Below are 16050 nucleotides of genomic sequence, written 5' to 3' on the forward strand. Positions count from 1 at the left end.
AAATTATGAAACTCGTTATCGTCGAATCGCCCGCCAAGGCCAAAACCATCGAGAAGTATCTCGGCTCGGGGCACAAGGTGCTCGCCAGCTACGGCCATGTGCGCGACCTCCCGCCCAAGGATGGATCGGTCGATCCCGATGCGGGCTTTGCGATGAAATGGTCCAACAATTCGGACAAGGCCAAGCAATTGAAGGCCATTACCGAGGCGGCGAAGAATGCCGACACGCTCATTCTCGCGACCGACCCTGACCGCGAGGGTGAAGCGATCAGCTGGCACGTCCAGGAATATCTGGCGAAGAAGAAGGCGCTGCCGGAAGATACCAAGCGCGTCACCTTCAACCAGATCACCAAAAGCGCGGTCACCGAAGCGATGGCCGCGCCGCGCGGTCTCGATGACGATCTGATCGATGCCTATCGCGCGCGCCGTGCGCTTGATTATCTTGTCGGCTTCACCCTGTCGCCGATCCTGTGGCGCAAATTGCCGGGCGCGCGCTCGGCGGGGCGTGTCCAGTCGGTCGCGCTGCGTCTGATCGTCGATCGGGAACGCGAGATCGAGGTCTTCAAGCCGCAGGAATATTGGCAGGTCGGCGCGACCTTCGAGCAGGGCGGAACGGCGTTCGACGCGCGGCTCGTCAAGCTCGACGAGAAGAAGATCGACCGGCTGACGATCGGATCCAAGGCCGAGGCCGATGCCGCCAAGGCGGTGATCGAGGGCGGCGACTTCTCGGTCGAGAGCGTCGAGCAGAAGCCGCTGACGCGCAATCCGCCGCCGCCCTTCACCACGTCGACGCTACAGCAGGAAGCCGCACGCAAGCTGGGCTATTCCGCGAGCCACACGATGAGCCTGGCGCAGGGACTCTACGAGGCCGGCGCGATCACCTACATGCGGACCGACGGCGTCACGATGGCGGGCGAGGCGTTGTCCGCGGCGCGGCACGCGATCGCGGACCGCTACGATGCGGGCTACCTCCCCGACAAACCGCGCCAATACAAATCCAAGGCCAAGAATGCGCAGGAAGCGCACGAGGCGATCCGACCGGTGAACTTCCGCAAGGATCGCGCAGGCTCGGGCGATGCGGCAAAGCTGTACACGCTCATCTACAACCGCGCGATGGCGAGCCAGATGGCGGCCGCGCGGCTCGAGCGGACGACGGTCGAATTGTCGGACGGTGCGGGGCGCGCCACGCTTCGTGCGACGGGGCAGGTCGTGAAATTCCCCGGCTTCCTCGCGCTCTACGAAGAAGGGCGCGACGACCGCTCGGACGACGAGGACGGCGGCAAGATGCCGCTGCTGCGCGAGGGCGATGCGCCTGCCAAGCGCGAGGTCACGGCGACGCAGCATTTCACGCAGCCCCCGCCGCGCTTCTCCGAGGCGAGCCTTGTCAAGCGGCTGGAAGAACTCGGCATCGGTCGGCCATCGACCTATGCGGCGACGCTGCAGACGCTGAAGGACCGCGACTATGTCACGCTCGACCAGAAGCGCTTCCTGCCGGAGGAGAGCGGCCGACTGGTGACGGCGTTCCTCGAACGCTTCTTCGAGCGCTACGTGAGCTACGATTATACGGCCGAGCTCGAGGAAGAATTGGACGACGTGTCCGGTGGTCGGATGGGCTGGCAGGCGATGCTCGAGGCCTTCTGGCGCGACTTCAAGCCCAAGGCGGGCGAAGTGATGGAGCAGAAGCCGAGCGACATCACCGTCGCGCTCGACCAGTTTCTCGAGCCCTATCTCTTCCCGCAGACGGAAGAGGGGGAGGATCCGCGCAAATGCCCCAAAGATGGCGGTAGACTGGCGCTGAAGGGCGGCAAGTTCGGTGCCTTCATCGGCTGCGAGAACCATCCCGAATGCGATTACACGCGCCCCTTCGGCGTGCGCGGTGAAGCGGCGAACCCTGGACCGAGCGAGATCGGCGAAGGGATCGAGCTCAAGGTCGGGCGCTTTGGCCCCTATGTCGAGCAGGAAGTCGACGGGGAGAAGAAGCGCGCCTCCATTCCGCGCGACATGAAAGCCGACGACATCGATGTCGAATGGGCGAAGAAGCTCCTGTCCCTACCGCGCGAGATCGGCGCGCATCCGGAAACGGGGAACATGATCTCCGCATCGATCGGTCGTTACGGGCCCTATCTGCTGCACGATGGAAACTATGCTCGGCTGTCGTCGACCGACGAGGTGTTCGAGACGGGCATGAATGCGGCGGTCGCCAAGCTTGCGGAAGCGGCGGCGAGCAAGGGGCAGCGCGGTCAGCGTGGGAAGCGGGAACCGCTTGTGGTTCTCGGGAAACATCCGGTCAACGAGGAAGACGTGAAGGTGATGGACGGGCGCTACGGCCCCTACGTTACCGACGGGACGACCAACGCGACGCTTCCGAGGGGAACGGAGCCGAAGGACGTCACGCTCGAACAGGCGGTGCAGCTGATCGACGAGCGGGCGGCCAAGGGTCCGGCGAAGAAGAAACGCAAGGTACCGGCCAAGAAGAAGGCGGCGCCCAAGAAGAAGGCTGCGGCGAAGAAGAAGAGCTAGCTACAGGCAGCGCACGCTTCATCGGCGGGAATTTGGATCGGCTTCCAGCGGTTCTGGAGGCCGTCGTAGAGGTGGAGCGTTCCAGCGTCCTCGTTACCGATGCTGCATAGGAAGCGGATGGCCATCAATGCGGCCATGTTGCCGACCATGCCGGTGAGCGCGCCGACGACGCCGGTCTCGGCGCACGTGTCGCAGTCCTCCGCATCAAAGGCGTCGCCGACGAAACAGCGGTAGCAGGGCCGAGCGCGCCACAGTCCGATCTGCCCTTGGAGTTGCTGCGCGGCAGCGCTGATGAGGGGCACGCCGAGCTTCACCGCCGTGTCGCTGACGATGAGGCGGGTCATGAAATTGTCGGTGCCGTCGATGACGAGATCATGTTGGTGGAGCAGATCGGCGGCATTGTCGGCGGTCAGTTTCGTGGCGTGAGCGTCGAGGGTGACGTGCGGGTTGCGTGCTTCGGCGAAGCGGCGGGCCAGCGCGGCCTTGCCGCTGCCGACATCGGCGGTGGTGAAAAGCGGCTGGCGCTGGAGGTTGGCGAGGCTGACGGCATCATCGTCGACGAGCGTGATGTGACCGATGCCCGCCCCGACCAAGGCGGGCAGTGCACCCGATCCGATCCCACCGGCGCCGATTAGGGCGACGCGCGCCGCCTTCAGCCTTTTCTGTCCGACACCACCGATCTGCGGGAGAACGATGTGGCGGGCGTAGCGGTCGAGTTCGTCGTCGCTGAGGGTCACTTGGTGCCCGTGCTGCCGAACCCACCTTCGCCGCGCTGGGTTTCATCGAGCGTCTCGACTTCATCGAACGTCGCTCTCGTCACCGCGGCAGGGACGAGTTGGGCGACGCGGTCGCCGCGCTTGATGTCGAAGTCGTCCGGACCATGGTTGATGAGCAGCACTTTAAGTTCGCCGCGATAGTCGCTGTCGATCGTGCCGGGCGTGTTGGGCACGGTAATGCCATGCTTGAAGGCGAGGCCCGACCGGGGCCGGACCTGGATCTCGTAACCTTGGGGGATAGCGACCGAGAGGCCGGTGGCGACGGCATGGCGCTGGCCGGAAGCAATCGTGACGTCCTCGGCGCTGACCACGTCCATCCCCGCCGCGCCATCGGTGGCGTAGGCGGGGAGGGGAAGGCCCTCACCGTGGGGGAGGCGTTTCAACTGGATCGAAATGGTCATGTCAGCTTTTCCGCAATTCTTTCGACGAGGGTCTGCGCAACGCGCTTCTTGGTCATGTCGCCCCAGTCGTCGGCGCCCTCTTCGGTGACGAGGCGGATGCGATTGTGATCGCCGCCCATGACGTCTCCCGAAACGTCGTTGGCGAGGATCCAGTCGGCCTTCTTGCGCTGGCGCTTGGACGTGGCGTTGTCGACGACATCGTTCGTCTCTGCAGCGAAGCCGACCAGTAGGGCCGGTCGGTTCGGATGGTCGCCGAGCGCGGCGAGGATGTCGGGGTTGGGCACGAAAGTAAGATGGGGCGGGCCGCCGCCTTTCTTCAGCTTGATGGGGCTTTGCTCGACACGCCAGTCGGCAACTGCGGCGACGAGAATAGCGGCGTCGGCGGGAATCGCGGCCATGACGGCGTCGTGCATTTGCTGCGCGGTCTCGACGTCGATCCGGGCAACGCCGGGCGGAGTGTCGAGGCGGACGGGACCGGCGACGAGCGTGACGCGGGCACCGGCAGCGGCGGCGGCATGAGCGATGGCGAAGCCTTGCTTGCCCGAGGAACGGTTGGCGATGAGTCGGACGGGGTCGATCGGCTCGTGGGTCGGGCCGGCGGTGATGAGGATATGCTTGCCGGCGAGCTTGCCGACAGGCGGCGCGGAGGGTTCGACGCGTTTTGCTGCGGAGCCGAAGGGCAGAGCGGCGAGAATGTCGTCGACGCCGGGCAGCCGACCCGGGCCGAATTCGCCGCAGGCCATGGCACCTTCGTCGGGCTCAAGCACGGTGATGCCGTCGGCTCGGAGCTGCGCGACGTTGCGCTGGGTGGCGGGATGCAGCCACATGCGGACGTTCATCGCAGGGGCCACAGTAACGGGTTTGTCGGTGGCCAGCAGGAGCGTGGTGGCAAGGTCGGTGGCGAGCCCTGCGGCCATCTTGGCGATAAGGTCGGCAGTGGCCGGACAGATGAGGACATGGTCGGCAGCACGGCTCAATTCGATGTGCCCCATCTCGACCTCGTCCTTGAGGTCCCACAGGCTGGTGTAGACGGGGCTTTCCGCGAGCGCGGCGAGGCTCATCGGGGTAACGAAATGCCGGGCGCCGTTGGTGAGGACCGGCGTGACGTCATGCCCCTCTTTGCGGACGGCGCGAACCAGTTCGGCAGTCTTGTAGGCGGCGATTCCTCCGCCGATGATGAGCAGCAGGCGGGCCATCAGAGAATCGCCACCAATCCCGCCCCCGCCGCGCCCGCGATCAGCGCGGTGAGGATGTAAGCGCCCACGTTCGGCCGTTCGATGACCTTGATCTCGGGCAGCGGGGCCATGGGGGGAGCGCCGCCTTTTTCGGGATAGCTGGCGTCTATCTTGTCAATGAGGTGGGGGAGGCGCTGGAGAGTGCGCCGGAAGGCGGTCAGTTTGTCGGCGATGAGCACTTCGGGGCCGAGTTCGGTGCGCATCCATTCCTTGAGGAACGGCTCGGCGGCTTCCCACATGTTGATGTCGGGATCGAGGCTGACGACGACGCCCTCTTCCATCACCATCGTCTTCTGCAGCAGCAGAAGGTGGGGCTGTGTGGCCATGTCGAAGTCGCGGGTGATCGAGAAAAGGCCTTCGAGCATCTGTCCGATCGAGATGTCCTTCACCGGAAGCCCGCGGATGGGCTCGCCGACGGCGCGCAGTGCAGTGGCGAACTCCTCGACGCTGTGGTGGGCGGGGACGTATTGCGCTTCGAAATGGATTTCGGCGACGCGGCGGTAGTTGCCGGTGATGAGGCCGTAGAGGATCTCCGCGAGCCAGAGCCGCGCCTGCCGGTCGATGCGGCCCATGATGCCGAAATCGACTGCGGCGAGGCGCCCGTCTTCCAGGGCGATAAGGTTGCCCTGGTGCAGATCGGCGTGGAAAAAACCGTCGACCACCGCTTGGCGCAGGAAGGCGCGGATGAGGATCTGCGCGAGTTGCTGGACGTCATGGCCCTTGTCGAGGAGCTGCTGGCGCTTGGTGAGCTTGGTGCCTTCGAGCCACTCCATCGTGAGGACTCGGCGCGAGGTGCGGCGCCAGTCGATCTCGGGGACGTAGAAGCCGGCTTCGGCGATCATATTCTCCCTGAGTTCGGACGCGCTGGCGGCCTCGCGCTGGAAGTCGAGCTCGCGGCGGGTCCATTGCTTGAACTGGGCGATCACCTGGCGGGGGCGCAGGCGCTGGGCTTCGCCACCGAAGCCTTCGAGTTGCGCGGCGGCCCATTCGTAGGTTTCCAATGCGTCGGCGAACATGTCCTCGATACCGGGGCGCAACACCTTGACCGCGACGGTGGCGCCTTCGGTGGTGACGGCCCGGTGAACCTGCGCGATGGAGGCAGCACCGACGGGCGTTTCGTCGAACTCGGCGAAAAGCTGGTCGAGCGGGGCGCCGAGCGAGGCTTCCACCTGCGCGCGGATCTTGCCGAAGGGAGCAGGTGGCAGGTCGTCCTGAAGGAAAAGAAGGTTTTCGGCCGCCTCCTCGCCGACGAGGTCGGGGCGAGTGGCGAGCGCCTGGCCGAGCTTGATCGCCGCGGGGCCGATCTCCTGGAAGGCGGCGGCATAATTGGCGGTCTTGGGCTGTTTCAGGCCGAAGCGGGCCAGACGCAAGACGCGCTTGACGTGCGGTGGGGTCAACGGATCGCGCTCGATGCCGCGCAGCGCACCGTGGCGGGCGAGCGTTCGGCCCCAGCGCAGGATGCGGAAGAGGTGGGTGAGGCGGGAAGCCATGATACCTGGGTCTAGACCTTCCAGCCCCAGTGGATGGCGACGAGGCCGCCGAGGATCGGGGTGTGACCGGTACTGGCAAAACCCGCATCGGCGATCATCGCTTCGAACGCGGGCATGCGCGGGAAGCGGCGGATCGATTCGACCAGATATTGATAGCTGTCGGCATCGCCCGTGACGGCCTTGCCGACCTTGGGAATGACATTCTCCGAATAGACGTCGTAGGCAGTGCCGAAGCCCGGCCATTCGCTGGTCGAGAATTCGAGGCAATAGAAGCGGCCGCCGCGCTTCAAGGTGCGGTGAGCCTCGCGCAGCGCGGCGGGAATGTCGGTGACGTTCCGGATGCCGAAGGCGATGGTGTAGGCGTCGAAGGCGGCGTCGGGGGTGGTCAACGCCTCGGCATTCTCGACGCGCCAGGCGAGGCCGTCGAGGCCGCGTTTGGCGGCGCGCTGGCGGCCGACCTCGAGCATGTCGGGGTTGATGTCGGCGACCGTGACGTCGGCGCCCTTGCGCGCCATGCGAAAGGCGATATCCCCGGTGCCGCCCGCCATATCGAGGATCGCCTCGCCCGGGCGCGGCTTGACCCGCGCGACGAAACGGTCCTTCCAGAGGCGGTGCAGGCCGCCGCTCATGAGGTCGTTCATCACGTCGTAGCGCGCGGCGACCGACGTAAAGACGTCGCCGACGCGGCGGGTTTTTTCGGCAGGGTCCACGGCGGTATCGCCGAACCAGACTTTGTCTTGCGTCATGGCGGGAAGGCCTAGCAGGGGTTGAGGGCAGGGGGAACGGGTCTTAACTGCTCAACCGACCATGCCCGAGCTTCCCGAAGTCGAAACGACCGTTCGCGGTCTGGCCCCCCTACTGGAGGGCGAGCGGATTGCGCGTGTCGACTTGCGGCGCGCGGATCTGCGGCGGCCGTTTCCGGAAGGACTGGGGCAGGCGCTGACGGGCGCGCGGGTAACCGAGCTGGCGCGGCGGGCGAAATACGGGCTGGTGCGGACGGACCGCGGCGACACGATGATCTTCCATCTGGGGATGAGCGGGCGGTGGCGGATCGACCCTGAGGATCTGGGCGCGCACGACCATCTTGTGCTGGAAACGGGTGCGGGGCGGCGCGTGGCGCTCAACGACCCCCGGCGGTTCGGGTCTGTGGACCTGGTGCGCAGCGAGGCGGAGGCGGACTTCGCGGGATTTGCGGGGATGGGGCCGGAGCCATTGCCGAAAGTCGATACGACCGAGTTGCGCGCGCGGCTGGCGGGCAAGAAAGTCGCGATCAAGCTGGCGTTGCTCGACCAGCGGGTGCTCGCGGGGCTGGGCAATATCTACGTATGCGAGGCCCTGTTCCGCGCCGGGATCGCGCCGGGACGTCGCGCGGGGAGCGTGGGCAAGGCTCGGATCGAGCGGCTGGCGGAGACGATCTCCGCGGTGCTGCAGGAGGCGATCGCCGCAGGAGGATCGACCTTGCGCGACTATGCCCGGCCCGACGGCGAGCTTGGCTATTTCTCGAAGCAGTTCGACGTCTACGGACGCGAGGGCGAGGATTGCACGCGTTGCGGTGGGGTGGTGCGGCGCCGGGTGCAGGGCGGGCGCTCGACCTTTTATTGTCCGCACTGCCAGCGATAGACGCGCGATCTGCTTGACGGATCGCGGCGCGATTTGTAAGGGAGCGGCCATGCCGGTGCAGGCTCGTTTACGGGCCGGGCGCCGTTTCTTTTTATAGCAGAACGAAAACCGAGGTCTTTATCTATGGCGAATTCGCCGCAAGCACGTAAGCGCATCCGTCGCAACGAACGTCGTTCCGAAATCAACGGCGCGCGCGTCAGCCGCATCCGCACCTTCATCAAGCAGGTCGAAGCGGCAATCGAGGAAGGCAAGCAGGACGAGGCGCAGAAGGCGCTGCGTGCCGCGCAGCCTGAGATCGCGCGCGGTGTCGCCAAGGGTGTGATGCACAAGAATACGGCCGCTCGTAAGATGAGCCGCCTGTCGAAGCGGGTCGCGGCGCTCGCCTAGACCTGTCTTAACCTGAGACAAGATGACGGGCCGTCCGGGATGCTGGGCGGCCCGTTTTGCGTTCGACCGGAATCGGTTTCGTTTTGACGACAGAAAAAAGTCTAGGCTTTCCCGCGATTCGCCTCCCGACCGTTGTGGAGGCATATCGAAAACTCACGGATTTCTGGGGATTTTGGATTTTTCGCGGCTTTGCGCTGTCAATACTATTTATTTCACGCAAATGAAAAAACCGCCCTTGAACGCGATGCGTTTCGAGCTTTAGAACAGCTTCTCCGGCGGCGATTCCGCCCCCGGGGGGCAGGGCAGAGACGGTAGCCACAGGCGCCGCGGGCACGAAGGTGCGCCGCGCGTAACAGAGCCGTTTTGTCCGACGCACACAGACGAGGAGACGCGAGCAAGTGCAAGGCGAGGGCGAAGCTGTGCGTTCGGGCGACGGGGGGCAGGTGGAAGCACCGTTCGACGCCGCGTGGAACGACATTCGCGCCGGCCTTCGCAAGGACTTGGGCGCGCGCACTTTCGACGGGTGGATCAAGCCGAGCGAGCTTGGAGGGTTCGATCCCGAGAGCGGGGCGCTCGACATCCTGATGCCCTCCAAGTTCATGGCCGATTGGGTCAAGTCGCATTTCGGCGACCGAATCGCGCTGGCGTGGCGGCATCTGCTGCCGGTCGTTCGCGAGGTCCGCATCGTCGCGGCCCAGGGCGCGCCGCGCCCGACCGGGATCCTCGTGCTCGAGTCGAAGCCATCGCCCGCTCCCGATGTGCCGCCCGTCAGCGCGGCGCCCAAGCATCCGCGTCCCAATTTCGACAATCGCCAGACGTTCGACCATTTCATCGTCGGCAAGGCGAACGAAGTGGCGGCGACGGCCGCGCGTACGCTCGCCGATGCCGACCGCGCGACCTTCAACCCGCTCTTCATCCACGGCGGCACGGGGCGCGGCAAAACGCACCTGTTGCATGCCATCGGACAGCAATTCCTCGCCAACCACCCCGATGCGCTGGTCGTGTCGATGTCGGCGGAAAAGTTCATGGTCGAGTTCGTGACCGCGCTGCGTGAGAACGACACGTTCGCCTTCAAGAACCGCTTGCGCTCGGCAGACCTGCTGCTTGTGGACGATGTCCAGTTCATCGCCGGCAAGGAGTCGACGCAGGAAGAATTCTTCCACACGATGAACGAGATCATCACTGCCGGGCGGCGGCTCGTCATCACTTCCGACCGCGCGCCCCAGGATCTCGACGGTATCGAGCCGCGGATCCTGTCGCGCCTGTCGTGGGGGCTGGTCGCCGACATCAATGCGGCGGATTACGAGCTTCGCTTGAACATCCTTCGCGCCAAGCTCGACCAGCTGACCGGCGTGGAGATGCCCGCCGACGTGATCGACTTCCTCGCACGGCGGATCACCAATTCGATCCGCGAGCTGGAGGGGGCGCTGAACCGCATTGCGGCCTATGCCATGATGACGGGCAAGACGATCGACGTGCCATTTGTCGAGGAAGTGCTCGCCAATGTGCTGCGTGCGAACCAGCGGCGCATCTCGATCGACGAGATCCAGACGCGGGTCGCGGCGCATTTCTCCATCCGCAAGGCCGAGATGACCAGTGCCCGCCGCGCGCGCGAGGTTGCGCGGCCGCGCCAGGTGGCGATGTATCTTTCAAAGCAGCTGACCCCCAAGAGCCTGCCCGACATCGGGCGGCGCTTCGGTGGGCGCGACCATACGACGGTCATCCACGCGGTGAAGCGGATCGAGAGCCTGCGCGCGGCGGATGCGGAACTGGACGCCGATATCCGGATGCTCCAGCGCTCGCTCGAAAACTAGGCGCGTTCCCTTTCCGAAGCTTCGTCGTGCGGCGGTAAAGAACCGACCGCCACTTCATTTCCGCGGCAGCCGGCACTCGCACGGAACCCAACCGCATCGTCTGCATTCGTCTGCCGGGGGCGCACTTGACGATCTCTCGCAGCGAACGGGTATTTGCGATGTCGACCGAGACTGAGAGCAACAGCTTCACGGTGTCGTCGCCGGGCGGCGCCTTGGCCGACTCTCATCTTGCCGCGATCGTGCAATCGAGCTTCGACGGGATCGTGTCGAAGGATCTCGACGGGATCGTGCGATCGTGGAACCCCGCGGCCAAACGTATCTTCGGATGGAGCGCGGAGGAGATGGTGGGCGAGTCGATTCGGCGGCTCATCCCCGAAGATCTCCAGAGCGAGGAAGACGAGATCCTTAAGCGTGTCCGCGCGGGCGAGCAGGTGCCGCGGTTCAAAACGCAACGCCTCTCCAAGGCTGGGAAACTCGTGCCGGTCGCGATCACGGTGTCGCCCGTCCTCGACGAAGCTGGCGACGTCATCGGAGCCTCGAAGATCGTCAGCGACCTTCGTCCCCAGATCGACAGCGAGCGGGATGCTGCCGAAACCGAAGAACGCTTTCGCGCGCTCGCCGACAATATTCCGCAGCTTGCCTGGATGGCAGACCGCGACGGCTCGATATTCTGGTATAATCAGCGCTGGTACGATTTCACGGGCACCACTTTCGACGAGATGGAAGGGTGGGGCTGGCAAAAGGTTCATCACCCCGACCATATCGACGCCGTGCGCGAGCGATTTAAGGCTGCGATCGACGTTCAGGAAGCTTGGGAAGACACATTCCCCCTGCGCGGTGCCAATGGCGATTATCGCTGGTTCCTGTCGCGCGCGCTTCCGGTGCGCGACGAGAAGGGCGACGTGAAGCTCTATTTCGGTACCAATACCGACGTCACGCAGCAGCGCGAGCACGAAGAGCAGATCGAGGTCTTGATGCGCGAGGTCAATCATCGCGCCAAGAACATGCTCGCGGTGCTCCAGTCGATCGTCCATCGCACTGCGAAAGATGTCGATCCCGCGTTCGTGACCTCGCTGGAACGGCGTATCGCCGCGCTCGCCAGCAATCAGGACCTGCTCATCAAGCGCGGATGGCGCGGCGCGTCGGTACGCGACGTGCTCGATTTCCAGCTCGACTTCATCTCGGAGGTCTATGGCGACAGGATCGAATATGACGGCCCCCGGACGGCGCTGATCCTGCGCCCGGTAGCTGCCGAAGCGCTCGGGCTGGTCATTCACGAACTGGCGACCAATGCCATCAAATATGGCTCCCTGTCGCAAGGCGGAGGCTCGGTCTGCATTCGTTGGAAGGTACTCGACGACGAGGGGGCGCCCCGCTTGTTGGTCGAGTGGAGCGAGCGCGACGGGCCACCGGTTCGAGAGCCGCTGGAAACGGGTTTCGGCACGATCCTTACGCAGCGCAATCCAGCAAGCGTCATGAATGCGAAGGTGAGGGCGTCCTACCGCACCGAAGGCTTCCACTGGTGCATGGAAGCGCCGCTCGAGAGCATCCAGGACGCCGCGGCGGCCTGACGCGCGGGTCCCAGCGGATCGCGGCATGAAAAAGCCCGCCTCGGATCGCTCCGGGCGGGCTTCTTGTCATGGAAAGGATGCGAGACCCTAGTCTTCGGGCTTGACGGTGATCCGAACGGTCTCGCCATTGCGGCCCGGGAAATCGGTGAACATCGCCTCGATGAGATTGGGCACGAGCGTACCGAGATTGTCGGTGCGGCTGCGCGCAAGCGCGGTCCCTTCGAAGATCGCCTGATTGTCAGCGGTGCGACGGATGTCGACGTCAAGCCGCGAGCGATACTCGTCGTAGACGCGAACGCCGCTACGACCGTACCAGAAGGGATCGTCCCAGCCCCAGGAGAAGCCGAGGCGCGGGCCGAAGTACCGGCGCGCGAAGAGGGCGCGATGATAAGGATAGCCGATCCGTCCGTAGCCGTAACCGAGACGGCCGTAGGCGGGACCGAAGCCGTAGCGTCCGCCGAACGGATCGGTGACGATACGCTGGCGTCCATCGTCGACGTCGTAGCCCACTTCGACGAGCATGGTGGCGGCGTCGGGCGAGGCGGCGGCGCTATAGCCTTCCTCGGCAAGTTCACTCGCGATCATCGTCGCATAACGCGAGAATTCGAGGCCTCCGGCATCGCCGGTTTCCTTCGACACGATGTAGAAACTTTCGCCTGTAGGGGCGGGCATGGCCTGGAAGCGGCTCACCTGCGCGGGAAAACCTCCCGTCGCGCAGCCGGCCAGGCCAAGGAGCGCGGTGCTGGCGGCCGCGGCTTTGATGAGCTTACGCATAATACTTCTCGGGCTCCCTTGGGGTGTGATCGATTGCGCGCCTTATAGCACAAGTCGCACTGAACACCGCATGAAGCGATAACGTCGGGTAGACGACGTTGAATTAACGTTTCAAGTCAGCGCCTTAGGCCCAGGGCGCGATAGGCCTTCTCGAGTGTCGGCTGCGCGGTGTCGCGCGCCTTTTGCGCCCCTTGGTCGAGCACCGAGTCGAGGCGGGCCCGATCGGCGCGCCAGGCGGTCAGACGCTCGCGGATGGGTGCGATGAGGTGGACGAGCGCTTCGCCGAGCGCGGGTTTGAACTGGCCGAAGCCCTGTCCGGCGAAGTCGGCGAGCACGTCTTCCTCGCTGCGGTTCTGTACGGCCGCCATGATGCCGACGAGGTTCGCCGCCTCGGCGCGGCCCTCGAGACCCTCGGGCGTGTCGGGCAAGGGTTCGGGATCGGTGCGGGCCTTCTTGATCTTGGTGCGGATCGCATCGTCGTCGTCGAGGAGGTTAATGCGGCTCATGTCCGAGGGATCGGACTTCGACATCTTGTTCGACGCATCGCGGAGCGACATGACCCGCGCTGCCCGTCCGGCCCCGATATAGGGCTGCGGCACGGTGAAGATCTCCTCGCCCGCACGATGGTTGAAGCTCTCCGCGATGTCGCGCGCCAACTCGATATGCTGCTTCTGGTCCTCGCCAACGGGCACGTGGGTTGCCTGGTAAAGAAGGACGTCGGCGGCCTGCAGCACCGGATAGGTGAAGAGTCCGACGCTGGCATTTTCCCGGTTCTTGCCCGATTTCGCCTTGAACTGCGTCATCCGGTTGAGCCAGCCCATCCGCGCGGTGCACGACAGCAGCCATTGCAGCTCGGCATGCGCGGGAACGTCGGACTGGGCGACCAGGACCGAGCGATCGGGGTCGATCCCGCTGGCGAGCAGGGCGGCCGCCATCTCGCGCGTGTTGGAGCGCAGCTGGTCGGGATCGATGTCGACGGTGATGGCGTGCAGATCGACGATGAAGAAGAAGCGTTCGCCCGGATCGTCCTGCATGTCGCGCCAGCGCAGGATCGCGCCGAGCAGATTACCGAGATGAAGATTTCCGGTGGGCTGGATGCCCGACATGACACGCATGTTAGAGGTCTTTCGCTTTCTTTTTGCCAAGCAGGAGAAGGATGTCCTGCTTGTCCATCGCGCCGATGATCCAGGCAAGCACGAGATAGGTGATGCCGCCCGCGCCGCAGGTGACGAGGATCGCGACCGCCTTGCGCCCGCCGTCGGCGGCGTACCAGTCGGCGAAGAAGCCCGAGAGCACGTACAGGATGGCCGCCATGATGCCGGCGCACAGCAACTGCTTGAGAAGGCGTGCGATGAGCCAGGGTTCGAGACTGAAGTGACCGCGGCGGTGGAGCAGGACGTAGAGCGACAGCGCGTTGACCCAGGCCGCCGCCGCCGTGCCGATCGGGAGGATGGCGATGCCGACCTCGTCGATGAGCGCGAACCAGACTGCCACCGCGCCCGCCAGCGTAACCATCGTGATGATGGCGGGGGTCTTCATGTCCTTGCGGGCGAAGAAGCCGGGCGCCAAGATCTTGATCATGACATAGGCCGGAAGTCCCATGACCATGAAGGACAGGACGAGGCCCGAGGTGCGCGCATCCTCTTCGGTGAAGCGGCCGCCTTCGAAGAGAGTGGTCATGATCGGCTCGGCGATGACGATGAGCGCGATGGTTGCGGGAAGCGTGAGGAGCATCGCCAGCTCGGTCGCGCGGCTCTGCACGTTGCTCGCCTGCTTATGCTCGGCCTGGCCGATATGGCGGCTGAGCGCGGGAAGGATGGCGACCCCGATCGCGGAACCGATGAGCGCGAGGGGAAGCTGATTGAGGCGGTCGGCCTGGCTCAGGTAGAGGAGGCTGCCGTCCGGCAGGCGGGTCGCGAACTTCAGGTAGAAGAACTGGCTCAGGTAATAGCCTCCCGCCGCGATGGTCGCGGGGACCATGAGCCGCAGCATCTCCTTGACGCGCGGGGTGAGGCGGGGAGCCCGGAAGGCGAGTTTCACACCCGCGCGGCGCGTCGCGATGACGAGCGTCGCGAGCTGGATGACGCCGCCGACCACGACGCCCCATGCCATCGCGCGCGCGGTCGCGAGTCCGCCCTCGTCGACCAGCAACAGCGCGCCGACGAGGGCCACGTTGAGCAATGCAGGGGCGAAGGCGGCGACCGCGAATTTCGAGAGCGAATTGAGGATGCCGCTGAAGAGCGACACCAGCGCGATGAAGATGAGATAGGGGAAGGTGATGCGGGTGAGGTCGACCGCATTGCCGAAGATAGTCGGGTTCTCGACCCAGCTTTCATCGGCGATGAAGGCGACGATCGCCGGCATGAAGATGACGAACAGGACGGTCAGCGCGATGAGGACGGGCAGGAAAATGGCCTGCACTTCCTCGGCGAAGCGCTCGGCTTCCGAAAGATCGTCGTCCTTGCCCACTAGCCGCGCGAACAGCGGCACGAAGCCTTGGCTGAACGCGCCCTCGCCGAGCAGACGGCGCAGGAGGTTGGGTATCATGAAGGCGAACAGGAACAGGTCGGACGCCGCATTGGCGCCCATGACCCTGGAATAGACCATCTCGCGGACGAAGCCGAGGACACGGCTGACGAGCGTGAGCCCGCCGATGGTGCCGCCGGCCTTGACGAGGTTCATGTCGTTTCCGACCCCGCTTGCGACGCGTTACGCGTCAGCGGTCGGTGCGGGGGCGGGAGCGCCACCTTCACCGCCGGGCTGCTGGCCTGCCTGCTGTTGGGCCATCGCCTGCATCTGCTGCATGTAGACCGCACCGAAATCGATGGGATCGAGAAGCAGCGGCTGGAAGCCCGCATTGGCGGTCGCCTCGGCGATGATCTGGCGTGCAAAGGGGAACAGCTGGCGTGGCAGTTCCACGAGCATGATCGGCTGCATCTGCTCTTCGGGAATGTTGCGGATCGCGAACAGGCCCGAATAGGCAAGATCGATGGCGAACTGGATACCCTCGTCGGTCTTGCTCGAGCAATCGACCTTGAGCGTCACTTCGTGGACATCGTCGGAAACCTTGTTGACCTCAATGTTGAAACCGAGGTCGATCTGCGGTTTGCCCTGATACTGGAAGCTCTTGGGTGCGCCGGGGTTTTCGACCGACAGGTCCTTCACATATTGGGCGAGGCTGGCGATCGAGGGGGAGTTGCCCATCTCTCCCTGCGGCGCATCGCCCGGAGGCGGCATGTTGCCGACAGGCTGGTCACCGGCGGGGGGAAGGTCGTTGGGCGTATCGTCGGCCATGATGAAACTGTCCTTGAAGGTGGGCGGGCGCGGGCGCGGCCAGAACCGCTTCGCAGCCCTTGAGATCGTATCGAGGGGCGACTAGCAGTCATGCATATGCGACGCAACGCGCGTTTCGTGCGTTGGAAACGTAGCGAGCCTTTGAAAGGGCGGGTTAAGACGCTTATGT

At 64.9% G+C, this 16050-nt stretch carries 14 protein-coding genes; 5 read left to right on the top strand and 9 right to left on the bottom strand.

Going from position 1 to position 16050, the window contains the following annotated elements; genetic code table 11:
• Positions 1–5: 5 nt before the first annotated feature.
• Positions 6–2519, top strand: a complete 2514-nt coding sequence (topA, locus tag WJS89_RS00760) for a type I DNA topoisomerase (RefSeq protein ID WP_346339027.1) — start codon at positions 6–8, stop codon at positions 2517–2519.
• Here topA and WJS89_RS00765 read toward each other — a convergent pair.
• From WJS89_RS00765 to WJS89_RS00785, 5 genes are read right to left on the bottom strand one after another with little or no spacing between them, the layout of a single operon-like run.
• The gene (locus tag WJS89_RS00765; protein WP_346339028.1) at positions 2516–3256 is read right to left on the bottom strand and encodes a HesA/MoeB/ThiF family protein; all 741 of its coding nucleotides are present in this window, start codon (positions 3254–3256) and stop codon (positions 2516–2518) included. The genes topA and WJS89_RS00765 overlap by 4 nt on opposite strands.
• Positions 3253–3696 carry a dUTP diphosphatase gene (dut, locus tag WJS89_RS00770; RefSeq protein ID WP_346339029.1) on the bottom strand — a complete coding sequence of 148 codons (444 nt, stop codon included), beginning with the start codon at positions 3694–3696 and terminating at the stop codon, positions 3253–3255. The genes WJS89_RS00765 and dut overlap by 4 nt, the downstream gene beginning before the upstream one ends.
• Positions 3693–4892 carry a bifunctional phosphopantothenoylcysteine decarboxylase/phosphopantothenate--cysteine ligase CoaBC gene (coaBC, locus tag WJS89_RS00775; RefSeq protein ID WP_346339030.1) on the bottom strand — a complete coding sequence of 400 codons (1200 nt, stop codon included), beginning with the start codon at positions 4890–4892 and terminating at the stop codon, positions 3693–3695. Before coaBC ends, dut begins: the two co-directional genes overlap by 4 nt.
• Positions 4892–6421: a 2-polyprenylphenol 6-hydroxylase gene (ubiB, locus tag WJS89_RS00780; RefSeq protein ID WP_346339031.1), complete on the bottom strand. Its 1530-nt coding sequence runs from the start codon at positions 6419–6421 to the stop codon at positions 4892–4894. The genes coaBC and ubiB overlap by 1 nt, the downstream gene beginning before the upstream one ends.
• An 11-nt stretch (positions 6422–6432) precedes the next feature.
• Positions 6433–7167 carry a class I SAM-dependent methyltransferase gene (locus WJS89_RS00785; RefSeq protein ID WP_346339032.1) on the bottom strand — a complete coding sequence of 245 codons (735 nt, stop codon included), beginning with the start codon at positions 7165–7167 and terminating at the stop codon, positions 6433–6435.
• A gap of 61 nt (positions 7168–7228) precedes the next feature.
• Between WJS89_RS00785 and mutM the strand changes: the two genes are divergently transcribed.
• The 4 genes from mutM to WJS89_RS00805 all read left to right on the top strand — a co-directional run bounded on the left by mutM (position 7229) and on the right by WJS89_RS00805 (position 11813).
• Positions 7229–8041: a bifunctional DNA-formamidopyrimidine glycosylase/DNA-(apurinic or apyrimidinic site) lyase gene (gene mutM / locus WJS89_RS00790; protein ID WP_346339033.1), complete on the top strand. Its 813-nt coding sequence runs from the start codon at positions 7229–7231 to the stop codon at positions 8039–8041.
• Positions 8042–8164: 123 nt separating this feature from the next.
• Positions 8165–8428, top strand: coding sequence for a 30S ribosomal protein S20 (gene rpsT / locus WJS89_RS00795; protein ID WP_346339034.1), 264 nt, complete (start codon positions 8165–8167; stop codon positions 8426–8428).
• Positions 8429–8826: 398 nt separating this feature from the next.
• On the top strand, positions 8827–10242 hold the full coding sequence (dnaA, locus tag WJS89_RS00800; RefSeq protein ID WP_431993439.1) for a chromosomal replication initiator protein DnaA: 1416 nt from the start codon (positions 8827–8829) through the stop codon (positions 10240–10242).
• Positions 10243–10400: 158 nt separating this feature from the next.
• Entirely contained in the window at positions 10401–11813 is a 1413-nt protein-coding gene (locus WJS89_RS00805) for a PAS domain S-box protein (RefSeq protein ID WP_346339035.1), read from the top strand.
• A gap of 87 nt (positions 11814–11900) precedes the next feature.
• On the opposite strand, the gene WJS89_RS00810 is transcribed toward WJS89_RS00805, so the two are convergent.
• The 4 genes from WJS89_RS00810 to secB form a co-directional block, all read right to left on the bottom strand.
• Positions 11901–12587, bottom strand: a complete 687-nt coding sequence (locus WJS89_RS00810; protein WP_346339036.1) for a DUF4136 domain-containing protein — start codon at positions 12585–12587, stop codon at positions 11901–11903.
• 116 nt (positions 12588–12703) lie between these two features.
• Complete coding sequence (gene trpS / locus WJS89_RS00815) at positions 12704–13702, bottom strand: tryptophan--tRNA ligase (protein ID WP_346339037.1); 999 nt, start codon at positions 13700–13702, stop codon at positions 12704–12706.
• Position 13703: 1 nt separating this feature from the next.
• Positions 13704–15269 (bottom strand): murein biosynthesis integral membrane protein MurJ, encoded by a 1566-nt coding sequence (gene murJ / locus WJS89_RS00820; protein WP_346339038.1) that lies wholly within the window; start codon positions 15267–15269, stop codon positions 13704–13706.
• 27 nt (positions 15270–15296) lie between these two features.
• Positions 15297–15881 carry a protein-export chaperone SecB gene (secB, locus tag WJS89_RS00825; RefSeq protein ID WP_431993443.1) on the bottom strand — a complete coding sequence of 195 codons (585 nt, stop codon included), beginning with the start codon at positions 15879–15881 and terminating at the stop codon, positions 15297–15299.
• Positions 15882–16050: the final 169 nt, after the last annotated feature.

The sequence above is a fragment of the Sphingomicrobium aquimarinum genome, assembly GCF_039655735.1.
In the GTDB taxonomy this organism is placed as follows: Bacteria; Pseudomonadota; Alphaproteobacteria; order Sphingomonadales; family Sphingomonadaceae; genus Sphingomicrobium; species Sphingomicrobium aquimarinum.

What these genes read in the sequence shown, in the direction of transcription:
- topA (WP_346339027.1), top strand. Translation starts at nt 6, where the DNA reads ATGAAACTCGTTATCGTCGAATCGCCCGCCAAGGCCAAAACCATCGAG.
- dut (WP_346339029.1), bottom strand. Translation starts at nt 3,696, where the DNA reads ATGACCATTTCGATCCAGTTGAAACGCCTCCCCCACGGTGAGGGCCTT.
- coaBC (WP_346339030.1), bottom strand. Translation starts at nt 4,892, where the DNA reads ATGGCCCGCCTGCTGCTCATCATCGGCGGAGGAATCGCCGCCTACAAG.
- ubiB (WP_346339031.1), bottom strand. Translation starts at nt 6,421, where the DNA reads ATGGCTTCCCGCCTCACCCACCTCTTCCGCATCCTGCGCTGGGGCCGA.
- WJS89_RS00785 (WP_346339032.1), bottom strand. Translation starts at nt 7,167, where the DNA reads ATGACGCAAGACAAAGTCTGGTTCGGCGATACCGCCGTGGACCCTGCC.
- mutM (WP_346339033.1), top strand. Translation starts at nt 7,229, where the DNA reads ATGCCCGAGCTTCCCGAAGTCGAAACGACCGTTCGCGGTCTGGCCCCC.
- rpsT (WP_346339034.1), top strand. Translation starts at nt 8,165, where the DNA reads ATGGCGAATTCGCCGCAAGCACGTAAGCGCATCCGTCGCAACGAACGT.
- WJS89_RS00805 (WP_346339035.1), top strand. Translation starts at nt 10,401, where the DNA reads ATGTCGACCGAGACTGAGAGCAACAGCTTCACGGTGTCGTCGCCGGGC.
- WJS89_RS00810 (WP_346339036.1), bottom strand. Translation starts at nt 12,587, where the DNA reads ATGCGTAAGCTCATCAAAGCCGCGGCCGCCAGCACCGCGCTCCTTGGC.
- trpS (WP_346339037.1), bottom strand. Translation starts at nt 13,702, where the DNA reads ATGCGTGTCATGTCGGGCATCCAGCCCACCGGAAATCTTCATCTCGGT.
- murJ (WP_346339038.1), bottom strand. Translation starts at nt 15,269, where the DNA reads ATGAACCTCGTCAAGGCCGGCGGCACCATCGGCGGGCTCACGCTCGTC.
- secB (WP_431993443.1), bottom strand. Translation starts at nt 15,881, where the DNA reads ATGGCCGACGATACGCCCAACGACCTTCCCCCCGCCGGTGACCAGCCT.